Source organism: Mesorhizobium sp. WSM4840, assembly GCF_055811755.1.
Window position 1 is genome coordinate 1 of record NZ_JBVVQD010000057.1, and the last position, 14620, is coordinate 14620.

The 14620-nt window shown below is 56.8% G+C and carries 12 protein-coding genes and 1 pseudogene; 11 read left to right on the forward strand and 2 right to left on the reverse strand.

Going from position 1 to position 14620, the window contains the following annotated elements; translation table 11 throughout:
* The 10 genes from AC0L3I_RS35315 to AC0L3I_RS35360 form a co-directional block, all read left to right on the forward strand.
* A partial coding sequence (locus tag AC0L3I_RS35315) for an aldehyde dehydrogenase family protein (protein ID WP_473530020.1) occupies positions 1 to 1021 on the forward strand: 1021 nt, incomplete at its 5' end.
* A 261-nt stretch (positions 1022 to 1282) separates the two neighbouring features.
* Entirely contained in the window at positions 1283 to 1873 is a 591-nt protein-coding gene (locus AC0L3I_RS35320) for a hypothetical protein (RefSeq protein WP_473530021.1), read from the forward strand.
* A 321-nt stretch (positions 1874 to 2194) separates the two neighbouring features.
* A complete protein-coding gene (locus tag AC0L3I_RS35325; RefSeq protein WP_473530022.1) occupies positions 2195 to 2407 on the forward strand; it encodes a hypothetical protein in 213 nt (70 codons plus the stop codon).
* A 284-nt stretch (positions 2408 to 2691) separates the two neighbouring features.
* Entirely contained in the window at positions 2692 to 3753 is a 1062-nt protein-coding gene (locus tag AC0L3I_RS35330; RefSeq protein WP_473530023.1) for an ABC transporter substrate-binding protein, read from the forward strand.
* A gap of 77 nt (positions 3754 to 3830) precedes the next feature.
* Positions 3831 to 4655 (forward strand): ABC transporter permease, encoded by an 825-nt coding sequence (locus AC0L3I_RS35335; RefSeq protein ID WP_473530024.1) that lies wholly within the window; start codon positions 3831 to 3833, stop codon positions 4653 to 4655.
* A 10-nt stretch (positions 4656 to 4665) separates the two neighbouring features.
* Positions 4666 to 5478, forward strand: a complete 813-nt coding sequence (locus AC0L3I_RS35340) for an ABC transporter permease (RefSeq protein WP_473530025.1) — start codon at positions 4666 to 4668, stop codon at positions 5476 to 5478.
* 55 nt (positions 5479 to 5533) lie between these two features.
* A complete protein-coding gene (locus tag AC0L3I_RS35345; protein ID WP_473530026.1) occupies positions 5534 to 6751 on the forward strand; it encodes an ABC transporter ATP-binding protein in 1218 nt (405 codons plus the stop codon).
* Positions 6752 to 6782: 31 nt separating this feature from the next.
* Positions 6783 to 8114: an NAD(P)/FAD-dependent oxidoreductase gene (locus AC0L3I_RS35350; protein WP_473530027.1), complete on the forward strand. Its 1332-nt coding sequence runs from the start codon at positions 6783 to 6785 to the stop codon at positions 8112 to 8114.
* Between the two features lie 325 nt (positions 8115 to 8439).
* Positions 8440 to 9066, forward strand: a complete 627-nt coding sequence (locus tag AC0L3I_RS35355; protein WP_473530028.1) for an MmgE/PrpD family protein — start codon at positions 8440 to 8442, stop codon at positions 9064 to 9066.
* Positions 8975 to 9739 carry an MmgE/PrpD family protein gene (locus tag AC0L3I_RS35360; RefSeq protein ID WP_473530029.1) on the forward strand — a complete coding sequence of 255 codons (765 nt, stop codon included), beginning with the start codon at positions 8975 to 8977 and terminating at the stop codon, positions 9737 to 9739. Before AC0L3I_RS35355 ends, AC0L3I_RS35360 begins: the two co-directional genes overlap by 92 nt.
* An 811-nt stretch (positions 9740 to 10550) precedes the next feature.
* Here AC0L3I_RS35360 and AC0L3I_RS35365 read toward each other — a convergent pair.
* Positions 10551 to 11225, reverse strand: a complete 675-nt coding sequence (locus AC0L3I_RS35365; protein ID WP_473530030.1) for a class I SAM-dependent DNA methyltransferase — start codon at positions 11223 to 11225, stop codon at positions 10551 to 10553.
* Between the two features lie 219 nt (positions 11226 to 11444).
* The gene (locus AC0L3I_RS35370) at positions 11445 to 12182 is read right to left on the reverse strand and encodes a class I SAM-dependent DNA methyltransferase (protein WP_473530031.1); all 738 of its coding nucleotides are present in this window, start codon (positions 12180 to 12182) and stop codon (positions 11445 to 11447) included.
* Positions 12183 to 13559: 1377 nt separating this feature from the next.
* Between AC0L3I_RS35370 and istA the strand changes: the two are divergent.
* Positions 13560 to 14279 (forward strand): annotated as a pseudogene (gene istA / locus AC0L3I_RS35375) (IS21 family transposase); the annotation flags it as partial.
* Positions 14280 to 14620: the final 341 nt, after the last annotated feature.

Sequence of the window (14620 nt, forward strand, 5' to 3'; positions counted from 1 at the left end):
CGTCGGACTGATCACCCCGTGGAACTGGCCGCTTAGCCAGATCGTGCTGAAAGTCGTACCGGCGCTGGCGGCCGGCTGCACAATGGTGCTGAAGCCCAGTGAGCTTGCGCCGCTGAATGGGGTCATCTTCGCTGAAATCCTACATGAGGCGGGTGTCCCCAAAGGGGTCTTCAACCTCGTCAACGGCGATGGTCCGACCGTCGGCCATGCTCTCGCAGCACATCCGGGGATTGATATGATCTCGTTCACCGGATCGACGCGCGCTGGCATCCTCGTCGCCAAGGCGGCTGCGGATACGGTGAAGCGTGTACATCAAGAGCTAGGCGGCAAGTCCGCCAATATCCTGCTGCCCGATGTCGACTTCGAGCAGGCGGTCTCCAAAGGCACCGCGCAATGCTTCAAGAACAGCGGGCAGACCTGCACCGCGCCGACGCGCATGCTTGTGCCGCGCGACAGGCAGGACGAAGCTGCCACCTATGCCAGGCGCGTGGCAGAGAAAGTTGTCGTCGGTCCTGCCAATGGCCCCAACGTTCAAATCGGCCCGGTGGTCAGCAGGACGCAGTTTGACAAGATTCAGGATCTCATCGAGAGCGGCATCGCAGAGGGCGCAACCCTAGTCGCGGGCGGCGCAGGTCTGCCTCGTGATCTGAGCCGCGGCTATTTTGTCCGTCCCACCGTGTTCAGCGATGTCACGCCGGACATGCGTATCGCGCGTGAGGAGATATTCGGACCCGTCCTTTCCATCATCGCCTACGAAAGCGAGGACGAGGCGATTGCGCTCGCAAACGACACGCCCTACGGGCTCGCCGCCTATGTGCAGGGCGCAGACCTGACGCATGCTCGCGAAGTCGCATCCAAAATGCGGGCTGGGCTGGTCGGCATCAATTATCCCGACTGGGACGCCGTCGTGCCGTTCGGCGGCTACAAGCAGTCAGGGAATGGCCGCGAAGGCGGAGAGTTCGGGATCGGGGAGTTTCTGGAGCTCAAGGCAGTACTCGGCTATAAAGCCCGGCCATCATAGTTGGAGCATCCTATCGGATTTTTTTGCCGCGACCAAACGTTTGGTTTGAAGCGTATTGGAAGCTAAGCCAAGCCCGGCTGTTGCCGGTTCTCGGTCAGGCAAGAGCGCGATGGTTTTAGGCCGCTCCAAGTCGCAGATGATTGTGCCGTAGCGCTGGTCGCGCCTTGGCCGCAGCCAAGGCGTAGGCTCCACCACGGTCGCGGGCTACGAGGTTGATGGGGACTGGTTCGAGAGCTGCGAAGGCTGCCCGGGTGGCGACCGGTGGTACTTGATGGAAAACGCCAGCCGGACATCCGCACCTCAATCGGAGCCGCCACGATCAACCCGGACCCGCTCCCCGCCGCCGAGCGGACCCAATATGAGGGATATCTTCGCCGGGAAGACACCAACGCCGCCATTCTCGGTCAGACCAAGGCCGGGGCTGCGATCAAGGAGATCGTGCGCCGCACCGGGTACAGTCGCGGCCTATCCCGTCAGGTGCCCGCGCGGTCAACGGTCGGACGTTTTCCGCGTGCGCGAGAGCTCGCTAGAAACCGTTACGGTTGCGGTGATCGAGGCGGCGCGCCGCTCCCGGTCAAGGCGCGGGAAATCATCGCCGGTTTCCCGGCCATGATACGCAAGAAATCTCTCGCCGATCTCGAGCTGTGGTTGGGATGTGCCCGATTGGGCTTGGTCGCCTCCTTCGCCAACGGTGTCATCAAGGCCGGGTGGCAGTCAGCGACCGCGATCACTTCGCCCTGGTCCAACGGCCAGACGGAGGGGCAGATCACCAAATTCAAGCTCCTGAAACGCCAGATGTATGGCCGAGGAAAGACTGACCTGCTTCAGGCCCGCGTTATTAGTGCTGGATAGGCCTACCACCACCAAAATTCAGAGCCAACTTTGGGTGCCGATTGACACATTATTTACGTCCGACGATCGACGGTCGGCAGGTTGAGCATAGACCCGGCTTTAGACGCGTCGTCGCCGAGGTGGCCTTGGTCATGTCGGAACGTTCATCCGTATTGAGGTTCCCGTCTCGAACGTTCCTGTCGCGATTGGCATCAGCTTTTGGAATGTAGGGGCATGACGAGCGAAGCCGCATAAACAGGCTCCCCAAACCTTCGCTATCCGAGCGGAAGGCAACGTTTTGGAAGTCTCCCAGGAGGTTGCCGTAGATCGGATGATGAGGAGGTGCAACGGATTGTCCGCCTGGTCTTCGCCGTCTTCGAGAGCGTCTTTCGATATGTTTTCCGATACCTTGTCGATCATGACATCGCGCTCTCAGATCGCATCCGCAGCGGTCCTGAAAAGGGTGATGTATGTTGGAGCAAGCCGAACAACGGGCCGATTGGCGATATCCTTCGTCACGCCGTTTATGCCGGTGGCAATGTTTATGGTGCGTAGCCGCAGCGACCGCCGCCTTTTCTCTCCAACAGAATGCAGAAACAACATCGCAACCACAGGATATGGACTCACACGAAAGTCCGACGCTCAAGCTCTTACAAGAGCACGCAGATCGCACGTCCACATATTTGGCGGTTTTCTTATCGGTCCTGACGCGAATCCAACACTGCACCTCCTGGCACCGGCCGATGGTAGGGTCACGGACCGGCCCGGAGAACCCAATGATAGGGCCATGGACCGGCCCGGAAAAGTTGGGCAAACCACGTTCATAAGGGAGGAAGTCTATGCAGAAACATATTTCAAAACTCTCGCGCCGCTCGGTATTGGTCGGGATGGCCGGATCCCTTGCGGCGCCAATGGTGCTCAGGTCGTCGGGTGCTGCGGCGAAATCGAATACGGTAAACTTTGTCAGCTGGGGGGGGAGCTATCAAGAGTATATCGAAAAGGCGGTGACGAAACCATTCACCGAAGAAACCGGAATCAACGTAAATATCATCCCGGGACCAGACCTTGCGAAAATCAAGGCCATGCAACTTACGAACAATGTCGAGATCGATATTTGGGATGACCAAGGCCCTGGCATCGCGACTGGGTCGAAAGAAGGTCTTTGGGACACGCTTGATCACTCTGTGTTCGATCTGCCTGATTTGGCGATTCCACCGGCGAGCGACTCCGTTGCGTGGACCATGTGGTCTGGGGGAATAGCGTGGGATCCGCAAAAATTTGGAGCCGGAAAACGTCCGTCCACCTTCGCCGAATATTGGGATCTTGAGAAATTTCCCGGACGTCGGCTCATGCGGGAGTGGCCATATGACACGATGGAGATGGCTCTGCTTGCGGACGGTGTGGCGCCGAAAGAGATTTATCCCCTGGACCTTGATCGTGCATTCAAGGTTCTCGACAGGATCAAGCCTAGCGTCGCCTCGTGGGTCAATTCGGCTACCCAAACGGTCTCGCTTCTTCAGACGGGCGAAGTCGATTTCAGCTACTCGTATGCTCATCGCATAAAGCGGACGACGGAGCCGGAAGGTGGGAAGCCGTTGGCATTCTCCTTCGACCAGAACTTGCTGACCACAGAGCGGCTCGCGTTGATCAAGGGGGCGCCAAACAAAGAAAATGCGATGAAGCTGATCGCATATTTCGTGAAGCCTGAAGTGCAGGTTCGCCTGATGGACAATTTCGGAAGCGCACCTGTGTCTAAGGGAGCCGTGCCGAAGCTGTCCGAGCAGAGTCGTAAATGGCAGCCGAAACTTGATAGCCCGAACAACCTTATCATAAATGATAAGTACTGGGCGGACAATTTAGAAGCGGTGTCGCTTCGTCTTAAGCAGTGGATTCAAACGTAACTCGCTGGACTTCGGGGCGGACCTCGATCAGGTCCGCCCCTGGAATTCAATTGTTAGTGTCAACTTTACGTTTGCTCATGAACAAGAATATCAGTATTAGCGCACAGGCAATATTCATGTCGCCGGCTACGTTGATAGCCGTAGGGATTGTGCTGCCCCCTCTCGCCTATGTCGTTTTCACAAGCGTTCAAGGGTCGGCGCTAACGTTTGTCGATTTTCAGGAGATTCTGGCCAGCAGTTATTTCAGGGCAACGTTTATCACAACCGTATACCTTGCCGGACTGTCATCTTTGATAAGCCTGATACTCGGATATATAGTTGCTTTGCATCTAGCCCGTCAATCGGCGCGAATTAGGACGTTTCTCATGGTGCTCGTCCTGCTTCCATTCTGGACCAGCATCTTGGTAAAGTGTTTCGCGTTCACAATAATATTGGGACGTGAGGGAATCATAAACAGCATTCTTAGCTGGGCACTTAGTGCTAATATTCAAATTCCGTTGATCCTAAATCAAGTTGGCGTGCTTGTGGGAATGACCAATTTTCTTGTACCACTAATGGTCTTACCTGTCCTGGCCAGCCTTCTTACAATCGACAGCTCCGTATATCGTGCAGCCGCAATCATGGGCGCCAAGCCAGCCCGTGTTTTCTGGACAGTCACCCTACCGCTGAGTCTGCCAGGTGTGCTCGCGGGGCTGCTGAGCGGATTCGTGATGTCCTTAGGCGCTTTTGTTGTCCCGGCACTGCTTGGAGGGCCGCGAAATCAAATGCTCTCCAATCTAATCGACTTCTATAATCAACGCGTATTGGACTGGCCGAAGGCTTCGGTAATTAGCGTCCTGCTTTTTGGCATGGCTTTAATCCTATCAATTCCGTTGGCCCTTTTGCGCCGGCGCAAGCTTTAGAGGAGTCTCCATGTCGGACATCAGCTACGACCCTCTTTCGCGTCGCTATCAGGCGGTTGGTACAGGCCTCGCCATAGTTGTCTACCTGTTTCTTTTAGCTCCAATCGCAGTAGCGATCCCGATGGCGTTCGGGCCGACGAATGCGCTCGCGTTCCCTCCTTCGAACTTCTCGCTGGATTTGTTTCGGATTTTTTTCAGTTCCCCTGGTTGGGTAGATCCGCTTATTCAGAGTCTCAAGGTTGCAGTGATGGCGATGGCGGTTGCAATGCTAGCAGGCGTTCCCGCAGGCTACTGGCTTGCGCGTCACGAATTTGTAGGCAAGGGCATAATAACTGGGATCATCATGAGTCCGCTTGTGGTCCCCTCCATCGTAATGGGTTTGGGACTTCTTCTCTATTTCTCCTATCTTAGAATTACTGCGACAACACTGGCTTTGGTGCTGGGTCACGTCATGATTATCCTGCCGTTTGTTATTGTTATGATTGTGGCCGGTGTCAGCAAACTGGATCAGAAGCTTGAGTTTAGCGCGGAACTCATGGGGGCAGGTCCAATTCGGATGTTCCTGACCGTTGTTATACCACAGCTTATCCCATCCCTCGTGAGCGCTTCGTTTTTCTCGTTCCTGCTGTCCTTTGATGACGTCATAATATCATGGTTCTTGTTCGGCAGTGACACCATTACCCTTCCAGTAAAGATGTACACGTCGCTTGGATCGGAAGTATCGCCGGTAATCGCTGCGGTCTCCACATTACTTACCGCGCTTTCGTTGATCGTCTGCATCATAGCGATCGGATTAAGGAAATGGACGCCAACCGAGGGCTGACAGAATGGTGTGAACAGTCCCATGGATGGATGGCCCATTTAAGGATGCGAACCAGATGCTGACCCAGATCAGAAAAGATGAAATCATTGAAAAGATGCAGCTACACGGCAGGCCCGAGGGGCTTCGCGAACGGCGTACGCGATATATTCCCAGGGAAGGAGTGAAGCGGATGCAGGACGGCATTGTTCCTAGAGGCCAGGTGGCTCACACGATTGCGCTCAAGGGTATCTCGAAGACCTATGGATCACTGACGGCGCTTCATCCGACGGATCTAGCCGTGGAGACCGGCGAATTCCTGACCCTGCTGGGTCCGTCAGGCTCTGGCAAGACGACTCTCCTCAACCTGATCGCAGGCGCGGTCGCGCCAACTACTGGCAGCATACTGTTGGACGGACGCGACATAACGGGGATGCCTCCTCGTGAGAGAGGGATTGGGATGGTTTTCCAGAATTACGCTCTGATGCCGCACATGAGCGTATTCGACAACGTGGCCTATCCTCTCCGCGTGCGTCGTCAGTCCGCCAAGACGATCCGTTCAAAGGTGACTGAGGTCCTCGAGCGTGTCGGCCTGCGCGGCTTGGAAAACCGCAAACCACACCAGTTGTCGGGCGGTCAGCAGCAGCGCGTTGGCATTGCACGCTGCATAGTTTATTCCCCGGCCATCATCATGATGGATGAGCCGCTGGGGGCCCTGGACAAGAACCTCCGCGGGCAAATGCAGGGGGAGATAAAGCGTCTTCACAAGGACTTGGGTACGACCGTCATCTACGTCACCCATGATCAGGAAGAGGCGCTCAATATGTCTGATCGTATTTGCCTCATGTCGGCGGGCAAGATTGCTCAGCTTGGCACGCCAGATGAGTTGTATTTCCGCCCACGCAATCGCTTTGTGGCGGAATTTATTGGCGAGTCGAACCTTATCAGTGGTCAAAATGCAGGCGGTGGGCGCCTGCTGATAGCAGGAAATCAGTCTATTTCTGTGCCGGGAGTCACTAGGACGGATCGATCGGAAATTCTTGTCATGATCCGGCCTGAGAAAGTGCAGATCAGCGCCATCGACGCCCCCATCGAGAGCGGCAGCGATATGTTGTTGTATGGACAGATCGTCAGTTGTTCATTTGTCGGTGGTACCACCCGCGTGACGGTCCGGACAGAGAGCGGTTTCAACATGACGGCGATCATGATGTCCGACCGCGCCGAGACAAGGCCCGAGCTTGGTGCCAACGTCCGCCTATGCCTGTCATCGGCGGACATCGTGGTTCTTGACGAATGACACTTCCCTCATTTGAGGAGATCTACTGAGCATGCCAGGACCTGTAGTCGTGCCCGTTCACGGAGACATCGACCTACCAAAGGACGTGGACTGCGTCGTCATTGGCGGCGGTATCGTCGGCGCCTCCACCGCGTTGGAACTTGCCGAGAGTGGTTTGCGCGTGGCTTTGTGCGAAAAGGGCGGGATCGGTCAAGAGCAGTCGAGCCGAAATTGGGGCTGGATACGCATTTCACGCCGAGACCCGCGTGAGATCCCGCTGATGGCGGAAGCATTGCGCATCTGGCCAACCCTTTCTGCGCGGACTGGTCGAGACACGGGCTATGCGCGCGCAGGAATTGTATTCGCTTGCACAAGTGAGAGGGAAAGCGAGCAGTACGCAAGTTGGCTTCACCACCTAAAAGACCATCAACTCGAATCTCGGATGATCAGTTCGGCACAGCTGGCTAATATCCTGCCCGGGTCTAATCTCAATGCCACGTCGGCCCTATATACGCCCGCTGACAGCCGCGCCGAGCCACAGATGGCTACCTCGGCAATCGCCGAAGCCGCACGCGAGCGCGGTGCCGCCATTCTTACCGAGTGCGCGGTGCGCGGCTTAGAGATCACGAATGGCGGAGTGTCGGGCGTCATTACGGAACGAGGGTTCATTAGCTGCAAGGCCGTGGTACTTGCAGGAGGCGCTTGGTCTAGCCTTTTCTGCGGAGCACTTGGTCTCCGTCTGCCCCAGTTGAAGGTTATGAATACTGTCTTCCGCACGACGCCGATTAAGAACGGACCGGAACATGCCGTATGGGCAAAGAACTTCGCCATGCGCAAGTGCCAGGACGGCGGCTATACGATGGCGTCTCTCACCAGCAGTGTTGTTGATATCGTTCCGGACTCCTTTCGGTTCATGGGAGCTTTCCTTCCTGCGCTCAAATCGTGGTGGCGGTCTCTTAATTTCCGGCTAGGTAGCCGTTTCATCGAAGAGGCCAACATGGCTACCCGTTGGAGGATGGATGAAGCCAGCCCCTTTGAGTATTGTCGCGTGCTCGACCCAAAACCGTCGATGAAGCACCCCGAGATTACGCTTTCCAATGCTCGCGAGGCATTTCCCTGCTTCAACAACGCAAAGATTGCGCAGCGCTGGGCAGGTTATATGGATGTGACGCCTGATACCATTCCCATCATTTCGGCCGTCGATCCGATCCCTGGCCTTTATCTCGCAACGGGCTTCTCTGGCCATGGTTTCGGCATCGCACCGGCCGCAGGCAAGCTAATGGCGGACATTGTCACTGGGCGGCCGGCGACCGTGGATCCGACGGATTTCCGGTGGTCGAGATTCTCGGACGGATCGAAGATCACGTTGATAGACTCGATCTAGGTAACCGTTCACGAAAGGCTAGAGAAGCTGAAGGCTCCGTGCTGACGGGCCAGCGCACCGATACTCAACCTCTGTCGCAGTTTCTTATGGCCGCGGACCGTTTGAACATCGTGTAGGGCTGAGTTTCGAGAGACGCTCAACGAGACGACGGTCGGGCTAGGCTCAAGGCAATCGGCTTCGCCGAGATTCAGCTCGTCCGCGCTACTAAGCCAGAACGAATGGGACCGTTTTTATCGTCATCTCCTTGATCTGATCCCCCGGAGGGTAGAAAGTGCACGCAATCTCCGAACTTTGCCAAGTTCGTTAGCTGCTTCCTTCCGGCAAGTTGCCTTCTGCAACACAGGAAGCAATAACTCCGCTAATCCTCGACCTTTTAGGTGCCGCGGGCGCAGGCCTCAACTCCCCCTTGGCGACATCCGCCAAAACGTCAGCTCTGGGAGCTTATGGCGAAGGTAACGTCGGCATTTGGTTCACCGGCGAGCGGTCCAGCGTGGCAGGAGCTGCAATGGCTAATAGTGCCGCCGCGAGTGCGCTGGATATCGATGACGGGCATAGAGGAGCAGGGGGGCACCCCGGTGCTGGGGTTATTCCTGCTGCTCTAGCTGTCGCGCAAGCTGTCGGTGCGGCGCATTCCGAAATTGTGGTCGCAATTGCCCTCGGCTACGAGGTTGGCCTTCGAGTGGCTAGCTGCCGGCCTGTTGAGACGGTTGAGATGTATGCCACGGGCCGGTGGGTAAACTTCGGCGTTGCCGCCGCCGCGGCTCGTCTTCTCGGTCTTGACTCCGAGCAAACCGCTCACGCAATCGCGATAGCCGGCTGCGAAGGTCCGGTTATCTATTTGTCTAGAGCCTCGAAATTCGATGGAAGCAGCATTAAAGAGGGGATTCCACCAGCAGTTGTTGCGGGAATTACTGCCGCATACCGCGCGCGCTGGCGCAAAAGGTCCACTTGACATCCTCGATGATCACAGCCGTTTCAATCGAATGCTTTTGACGGGCAACTTGGGATCCTCATGGGAAGTTCGAAAATGCTACCTCAAACCCTACGCGTGCTGTCGCTACATGCATGCCGCGATCGATGCCGTTCTTTCGATGAGAAAGATGGGTAGGCCAGTCCGGAGCTTGCGGATCGAAACGTTTCCCCTTGCTATGCGCCTGGCGAATGAGCGTGCACCGACCACACTCGAAGGCGGCCAATATAGCTTTTACTTTAGTTGCGCTCTCGCGGCCCTGCATGGCCGCGTCGCACTTCAACCCGTAGAGGAGGAGCGTCTGAGAGATAGGGAAGTCCTTGATCTCGCGTCACGTATTGAACTCGAGACGTCACCGCAGTTCGTATCTTCCTTTCCCCTAACAACACCAGCAAGAGTGATCATCGACCAAGGGGATGGCTCAGAGCACATGACAGTACTTCACGCTTTCGGTGATGTTGCAAATCCACTCTCACCCGAGAAAATCATTGCGAAATTCAAGAGCGTTGTTCGCTACACTGTCACTCCACAGTGGCAAGACGAGATATTGACTGCGACGCGAACCATCCATACTGCTGGCTTCGATCCTCTTTTTGCTGTTCTCGTACCGCCCGGAAGCAGATATGCGGCCCCGACTGTACGCATTTCCTGCTAGTTGTGGGCGTATTTTGGAACGACTGGACAGTCGTTTCACTATTTTCGCGGACAGTGGTCTCACTAATTCCGGGAGTGCATGGTGTGGTCGATTTTCGCTTTCCTGGTTGAAGTCATGAGCGATTGTGACCTGATGGGATGGACGGCCTCCGCTCCGGCATCGAAGTGCCATAATGTGGCCGCCGCAAGTCACATGAGGGAGAGCCGTCCATGGAGAAGATTGCCAGACGGTTGATGTCGACGCCGGGAGTCGGTCCGATCGTGGCGCTCACTTATGCGATCGACGACCCCCGGGCGCTCGCTCGTCGAAACGGGCGGGCGAGCATTTCGGTACGCCAAAAAGGTATCAATTCGGCGAGACCGACTATAGCGGCCGCATCAGCAAGATCGGGATGCCGAAGAGCTCAAGGGCTGCACGGAGCTGAAAAGCTGGGCGATGCGGATCGTCCGGCGGGCCGGGATGAAGAAGGCCAAGGTGGCGCTGTCGCGCAAGCTTACGGTGATCCTGCACCGCATGCTCGCCGATGGAACTGTCTTCAACGCGGCGGCCAGGACGATGACGGCCGCCGCCTGAGAAAGGGGAGAACAACGGTATTCGGGCGGGTTCACGACACCAGGCCCTCCCGAAGCGAGGTCCCGTTGCCGGGACGATGGATCAGGTGAGACCGCAACAGCCTGCGTGGCATCGCGATCGGTTACCGGTACTTACATGTGCGAATGGCGACCTCAAGCTGGGATCAAAATTTTACTTAGTTTATTCCAGCGAGATTTGGGTGGCTTGATCATAGCTGCGGTCCGTTGGCGCGCTGGCTTTATGGCACAATCCGGAAAACCCAGTAGTGCGCGTACTCGTCCGCGATGTATCTGCCGTCAGTTAGACATTGGGCTGGCATAACGACGCCCCCATGCTGAAGACGGCGCACCTCGTCTTCAAAGGACGTAGCCTCCAGATACCGCTTGCTAGTGCTTGCGATAACGAATCCGTTCGGGCGCGTGACGCGAGCCAGCTCGCGTAGCCCATCCGGCCGGACTTGCCCGAGCCCGAAGACGCCGCAGCAAACCGTAATGTCATAGCTCGCGCTGGGGTATTCGGACAGCGCCCCGTTAAGATCGACGTCGACTTGGATATTGCGGTAGACGCCGGTTCGCCGGGCCTTTCCGGCCATCTCTTCCGCAAGGTCGAACCCGTCAATCAACTGGAAGCCAAGGCGTGAAAGTTGCACGCCGACGAGACCTGTTCCGCAGCCAGCGTCCAGGACTGTGATGGCTCCTCGCTCGCTCGCCAGATAGGCAGTCTGCACCGCACCCGCCAGTTCCGCCACGACTATCGGTCCGCAGTACCTCTCGCTGCCGACATCCAGATCGTACGAACTGGCCCATCCTCGATAGAATCGTGCCAAGCTACCGGCGTCGCCTTCGAGGTGGGAAATCTCGGCACGTTTTCGTGCGAATTGGTCCAGTACCGTCTCTCGATCGGCAGTGTTCATGACAGTTCCTCAGTGCAGGGGTTGATGGCACTTGGCACAGCCGCGGCTGAGACATTAAGCTGCTCGTTGTTATTGCGGAGCATGGCTGTCTGACCATGTGGGGGCGCCTGTGCTCCAGATAATCACGTCTTGGTTCAGGGAGTCGGTAACATGTGGCACATACGCTTTTCGAAGTTTCGGAGATCACTTATCGAAGAACGGCCGACGAAAAGGTCCGGACTACAGGCTGGTTCGGCGGTAAACGGAGATATGACGTTTGCTCCCTTCGGTGAACGCACCTCCCGCCCAATCTCCCCAACGTTCTACAAGCTTCAGCCCTACGCGCTCGGCCATAGTGTCGAGTTCTTGATGATAAACATAACGGGCGCGATGTGGTAAGCGTCTGACCGATGTACCAGAAAACCAGAGGAGGCTTGAAACCAAGTTCTGGTTCAGTGGATCGTGCACATGCGCATTGAGAATCGTGTTCTCATGATCCACAAACAACGTAGTAATTTTCTGGCCGTTCACGAAACCTTCCAGGGCCGGCACATCGAGTTCGATCACCAAAATTCCCTGATCATCCAGCACCTCCGCGACAGATCGGAAGCAAGCCAATTGAGCTTCGCGCGTGAAGAGGGCCTTGAACGTATTATAGACACAATATACCAGACTGTAGCGTTGCTCCGATCTGAAATCGGCAATGTCTCCCTTCCAGGCCTTGACAAGATCAGTGCGCTTGGCGAGAACTTCCAACATGCTATCCGAATTGTCGATACCTTCGACCCTGACGCCGCGCTCACTCAGCGGCACCGCCACGCGTCCGTCGCCAATACCAAGTTCAAGAGCATTTCTTCCGCTAGAATGCCTCTCAAGAAAATTTACAGTATCGATTACTTCAACTATTCTACCATGCATGCGGACAAATTCTTCATAGTTAAATGCCCATTTCTCGTCGTAAACAAAGTCGTCATACATGTTCGATTATCCTGTCACTATAGTTCTATCTAATTTCACATTTTTACTACGCTATGTAGAGCTTACTTCAAATTACGTCAGATCGACGATCTCCTAGTCGGTCAGCCGAAGCTTTGGCGGTAGCGCGCGCCGCCGCGCGGTTCCAAGCATTTGAACAACGTGTCGCTGCGCCAGTACTAGTGCCTCCCGAGTTTTCAAGTCGGCCGATCACCGTTGCCGGTCTGGTGCAAATCTGACATCCTGCTTTCCTTCCTTCGTTTCATCAATCACGATATCATCCACAACATGAATATCTGTCGGCAACTCTCGCTACGAAGTAATCGCGAAAGTCGTGCCAACTGCGCTAGAGAAGTCTCAGAAAGATGTTTTACATGTTTTTCAACGACTTAAATCGTGATGCGGCGGGAACCAAGTCGAGCAGCCCCGGGTCGCTCACGCGACAAACCCGACAGGAGTGTCGAGGTGTGTCGGGTGCCCGACGTCTTAGCTAAGAGGTCTAGTCGAGTAGCTCAGCCATTCAACTTTCGCCCTTACAGATCGGGCGTAAAACCGTATGTCCGCGTCTGCCGGTGAGATGGCTCGCCCTACACTGCGCGTCCGAGGGTTGCTTCTCTATTCGGCGTGTTGAAGTCAAGCGCCTTTAGAGCTTTCCGCGGCGTCGGCATTGTGCATCTTTCGCGGGGTCTTGCTTCTCTAGGGGATCTGCGCTCTGGCCCTACCCTTGATGGGATTCAGAAGAATGAGGTGGAACGATCTCGGGCGCGTCCTGATCGTTGTGATACGACCGGTACTGCAACCCTCGCGAACTCACCTCATCCTCGTCCCGCAAAGGACATCTTTCCACCGGCAGGTGGAACTCAGGTGGAAGTTTGTCGCCCCTTTCTATCGGGGCCGATAATTGTCACATTTGATCCTCTGGTTTCATTCCCTCTGTATCTCCCGTGTTCGACCGCTGGCGACCATCTCGTCCCCGACCTCGTTTCGGCTCTGCCGGCGCGCGCAGTGGCCGGTCAAGGGTGGCCGAAGGTCAGCGCGCAGCCTGCCCTTGACGGGCCACGAGCACGGGCGGCAGGCTGCAGTGGTCGGCCGTACAATCAGGCGGCCTTCGGCATGATGTTTTGTCGCGTTTAGCGAAACTCTGTGCCGTCGCTTCACATCCTGTGTATGATCACCGCCAGTCGGCGGGCGAGCGCCTTGCGCACGCCCCGTCGTTTGGCGACCTTCTGTCATCGGGCGATGAATATTCCCTGATTGTGGGCATCGAAAATTCCCTAGTTGGCGCTGCTGCCGCCAGTTCCGGGACGCGTCCCGGAACTGGCGGCTTTCGCTCCGGCGTCGATAGTCCGTCCCGATTTGATCGGAATCGGAGCGGCGCTGGTGGTCCAACTTGGAGAACTTCTGATGATATTGGATCTACACCGTCAGGGCCTGTCCGTGACCGCGATTGCTCGGCGAACGGGCCGCGATCCCAAGACGGTCCGCAAATACATCGAGCGCGGGCTCGAACTTCCCGCCTATGGCCCGCGACAGGCGGGGCGGCCAAACAAGATCGTGCCCTTTGTCGACTATCTGCGCGAACGGGTCTCGGCCTTTCCCGATCTGAGCGCCGTGCGCCTGACGCGCGAGATTCGTGAGCGCGGCTATGACGGCGCCTACACCGCCGTGAAGCGCTTCGTGGCCGCAATCCGACCGCAGGAGCAGGTGCGTCCCTTCGAGGTGCGGTTCGAGACTCCGGCCGGATATCAAGCACAGATCGACTTCGCGCGCTTCGTCACCGAGTTCACCGACGCGCCGGGCGTGACGCGCATCGTCTGGCTGTTCTCGCTCGTGCTTGGCCACTCGCGCTACATCTTCGCCCGCTACGTCATGCACCAGGACCTGCAAACGCTGCTGCGCTGTCATATGCAGGCGTTCGACGCCATTGGAGGAGTACCGATCGAGATCCTCTACGACAGGATGAAGACGGCGGTCACCGGCGAAGATAACGAAGGCCACATCATCTACAATCGCTCGCTGCTGGCGCTGGCCAAGCACTTTGGCTTCCAGCCCAGAGCTTGCCGGCCGTATCGCGCTAAAACCACTGATGTGATCGACAAGAGCATTTTGAACGGATTTGCGATATTCTCCTGTTGCGCATGGGTGACCGCGTGGCGAAGAGCAGGGTCCGAGGTGAGAGCCCTGCCGCGCAGCCTCTACAGTCGCTTCTCATTTGCGGCGCCCGTGCGCACCCTCTTCGGACCTCCTGGGTTCCAGCCGGAGACAAAGCGGGCATAGGCGGTTTCGGCCTGTTCCACCCAGCGCCTCTCCTCCTCCCGGTGACTCTTGATGTTGTAGGCGTGGGGGGGGGGGGGGGGGGGGGCGCCCCCCCCCCCCCCCCCCCCGAGATGCAGAAAACCCCACCGACCAGAGAGGGAGGGGAGGCGCCGCCCCGCCCCGCA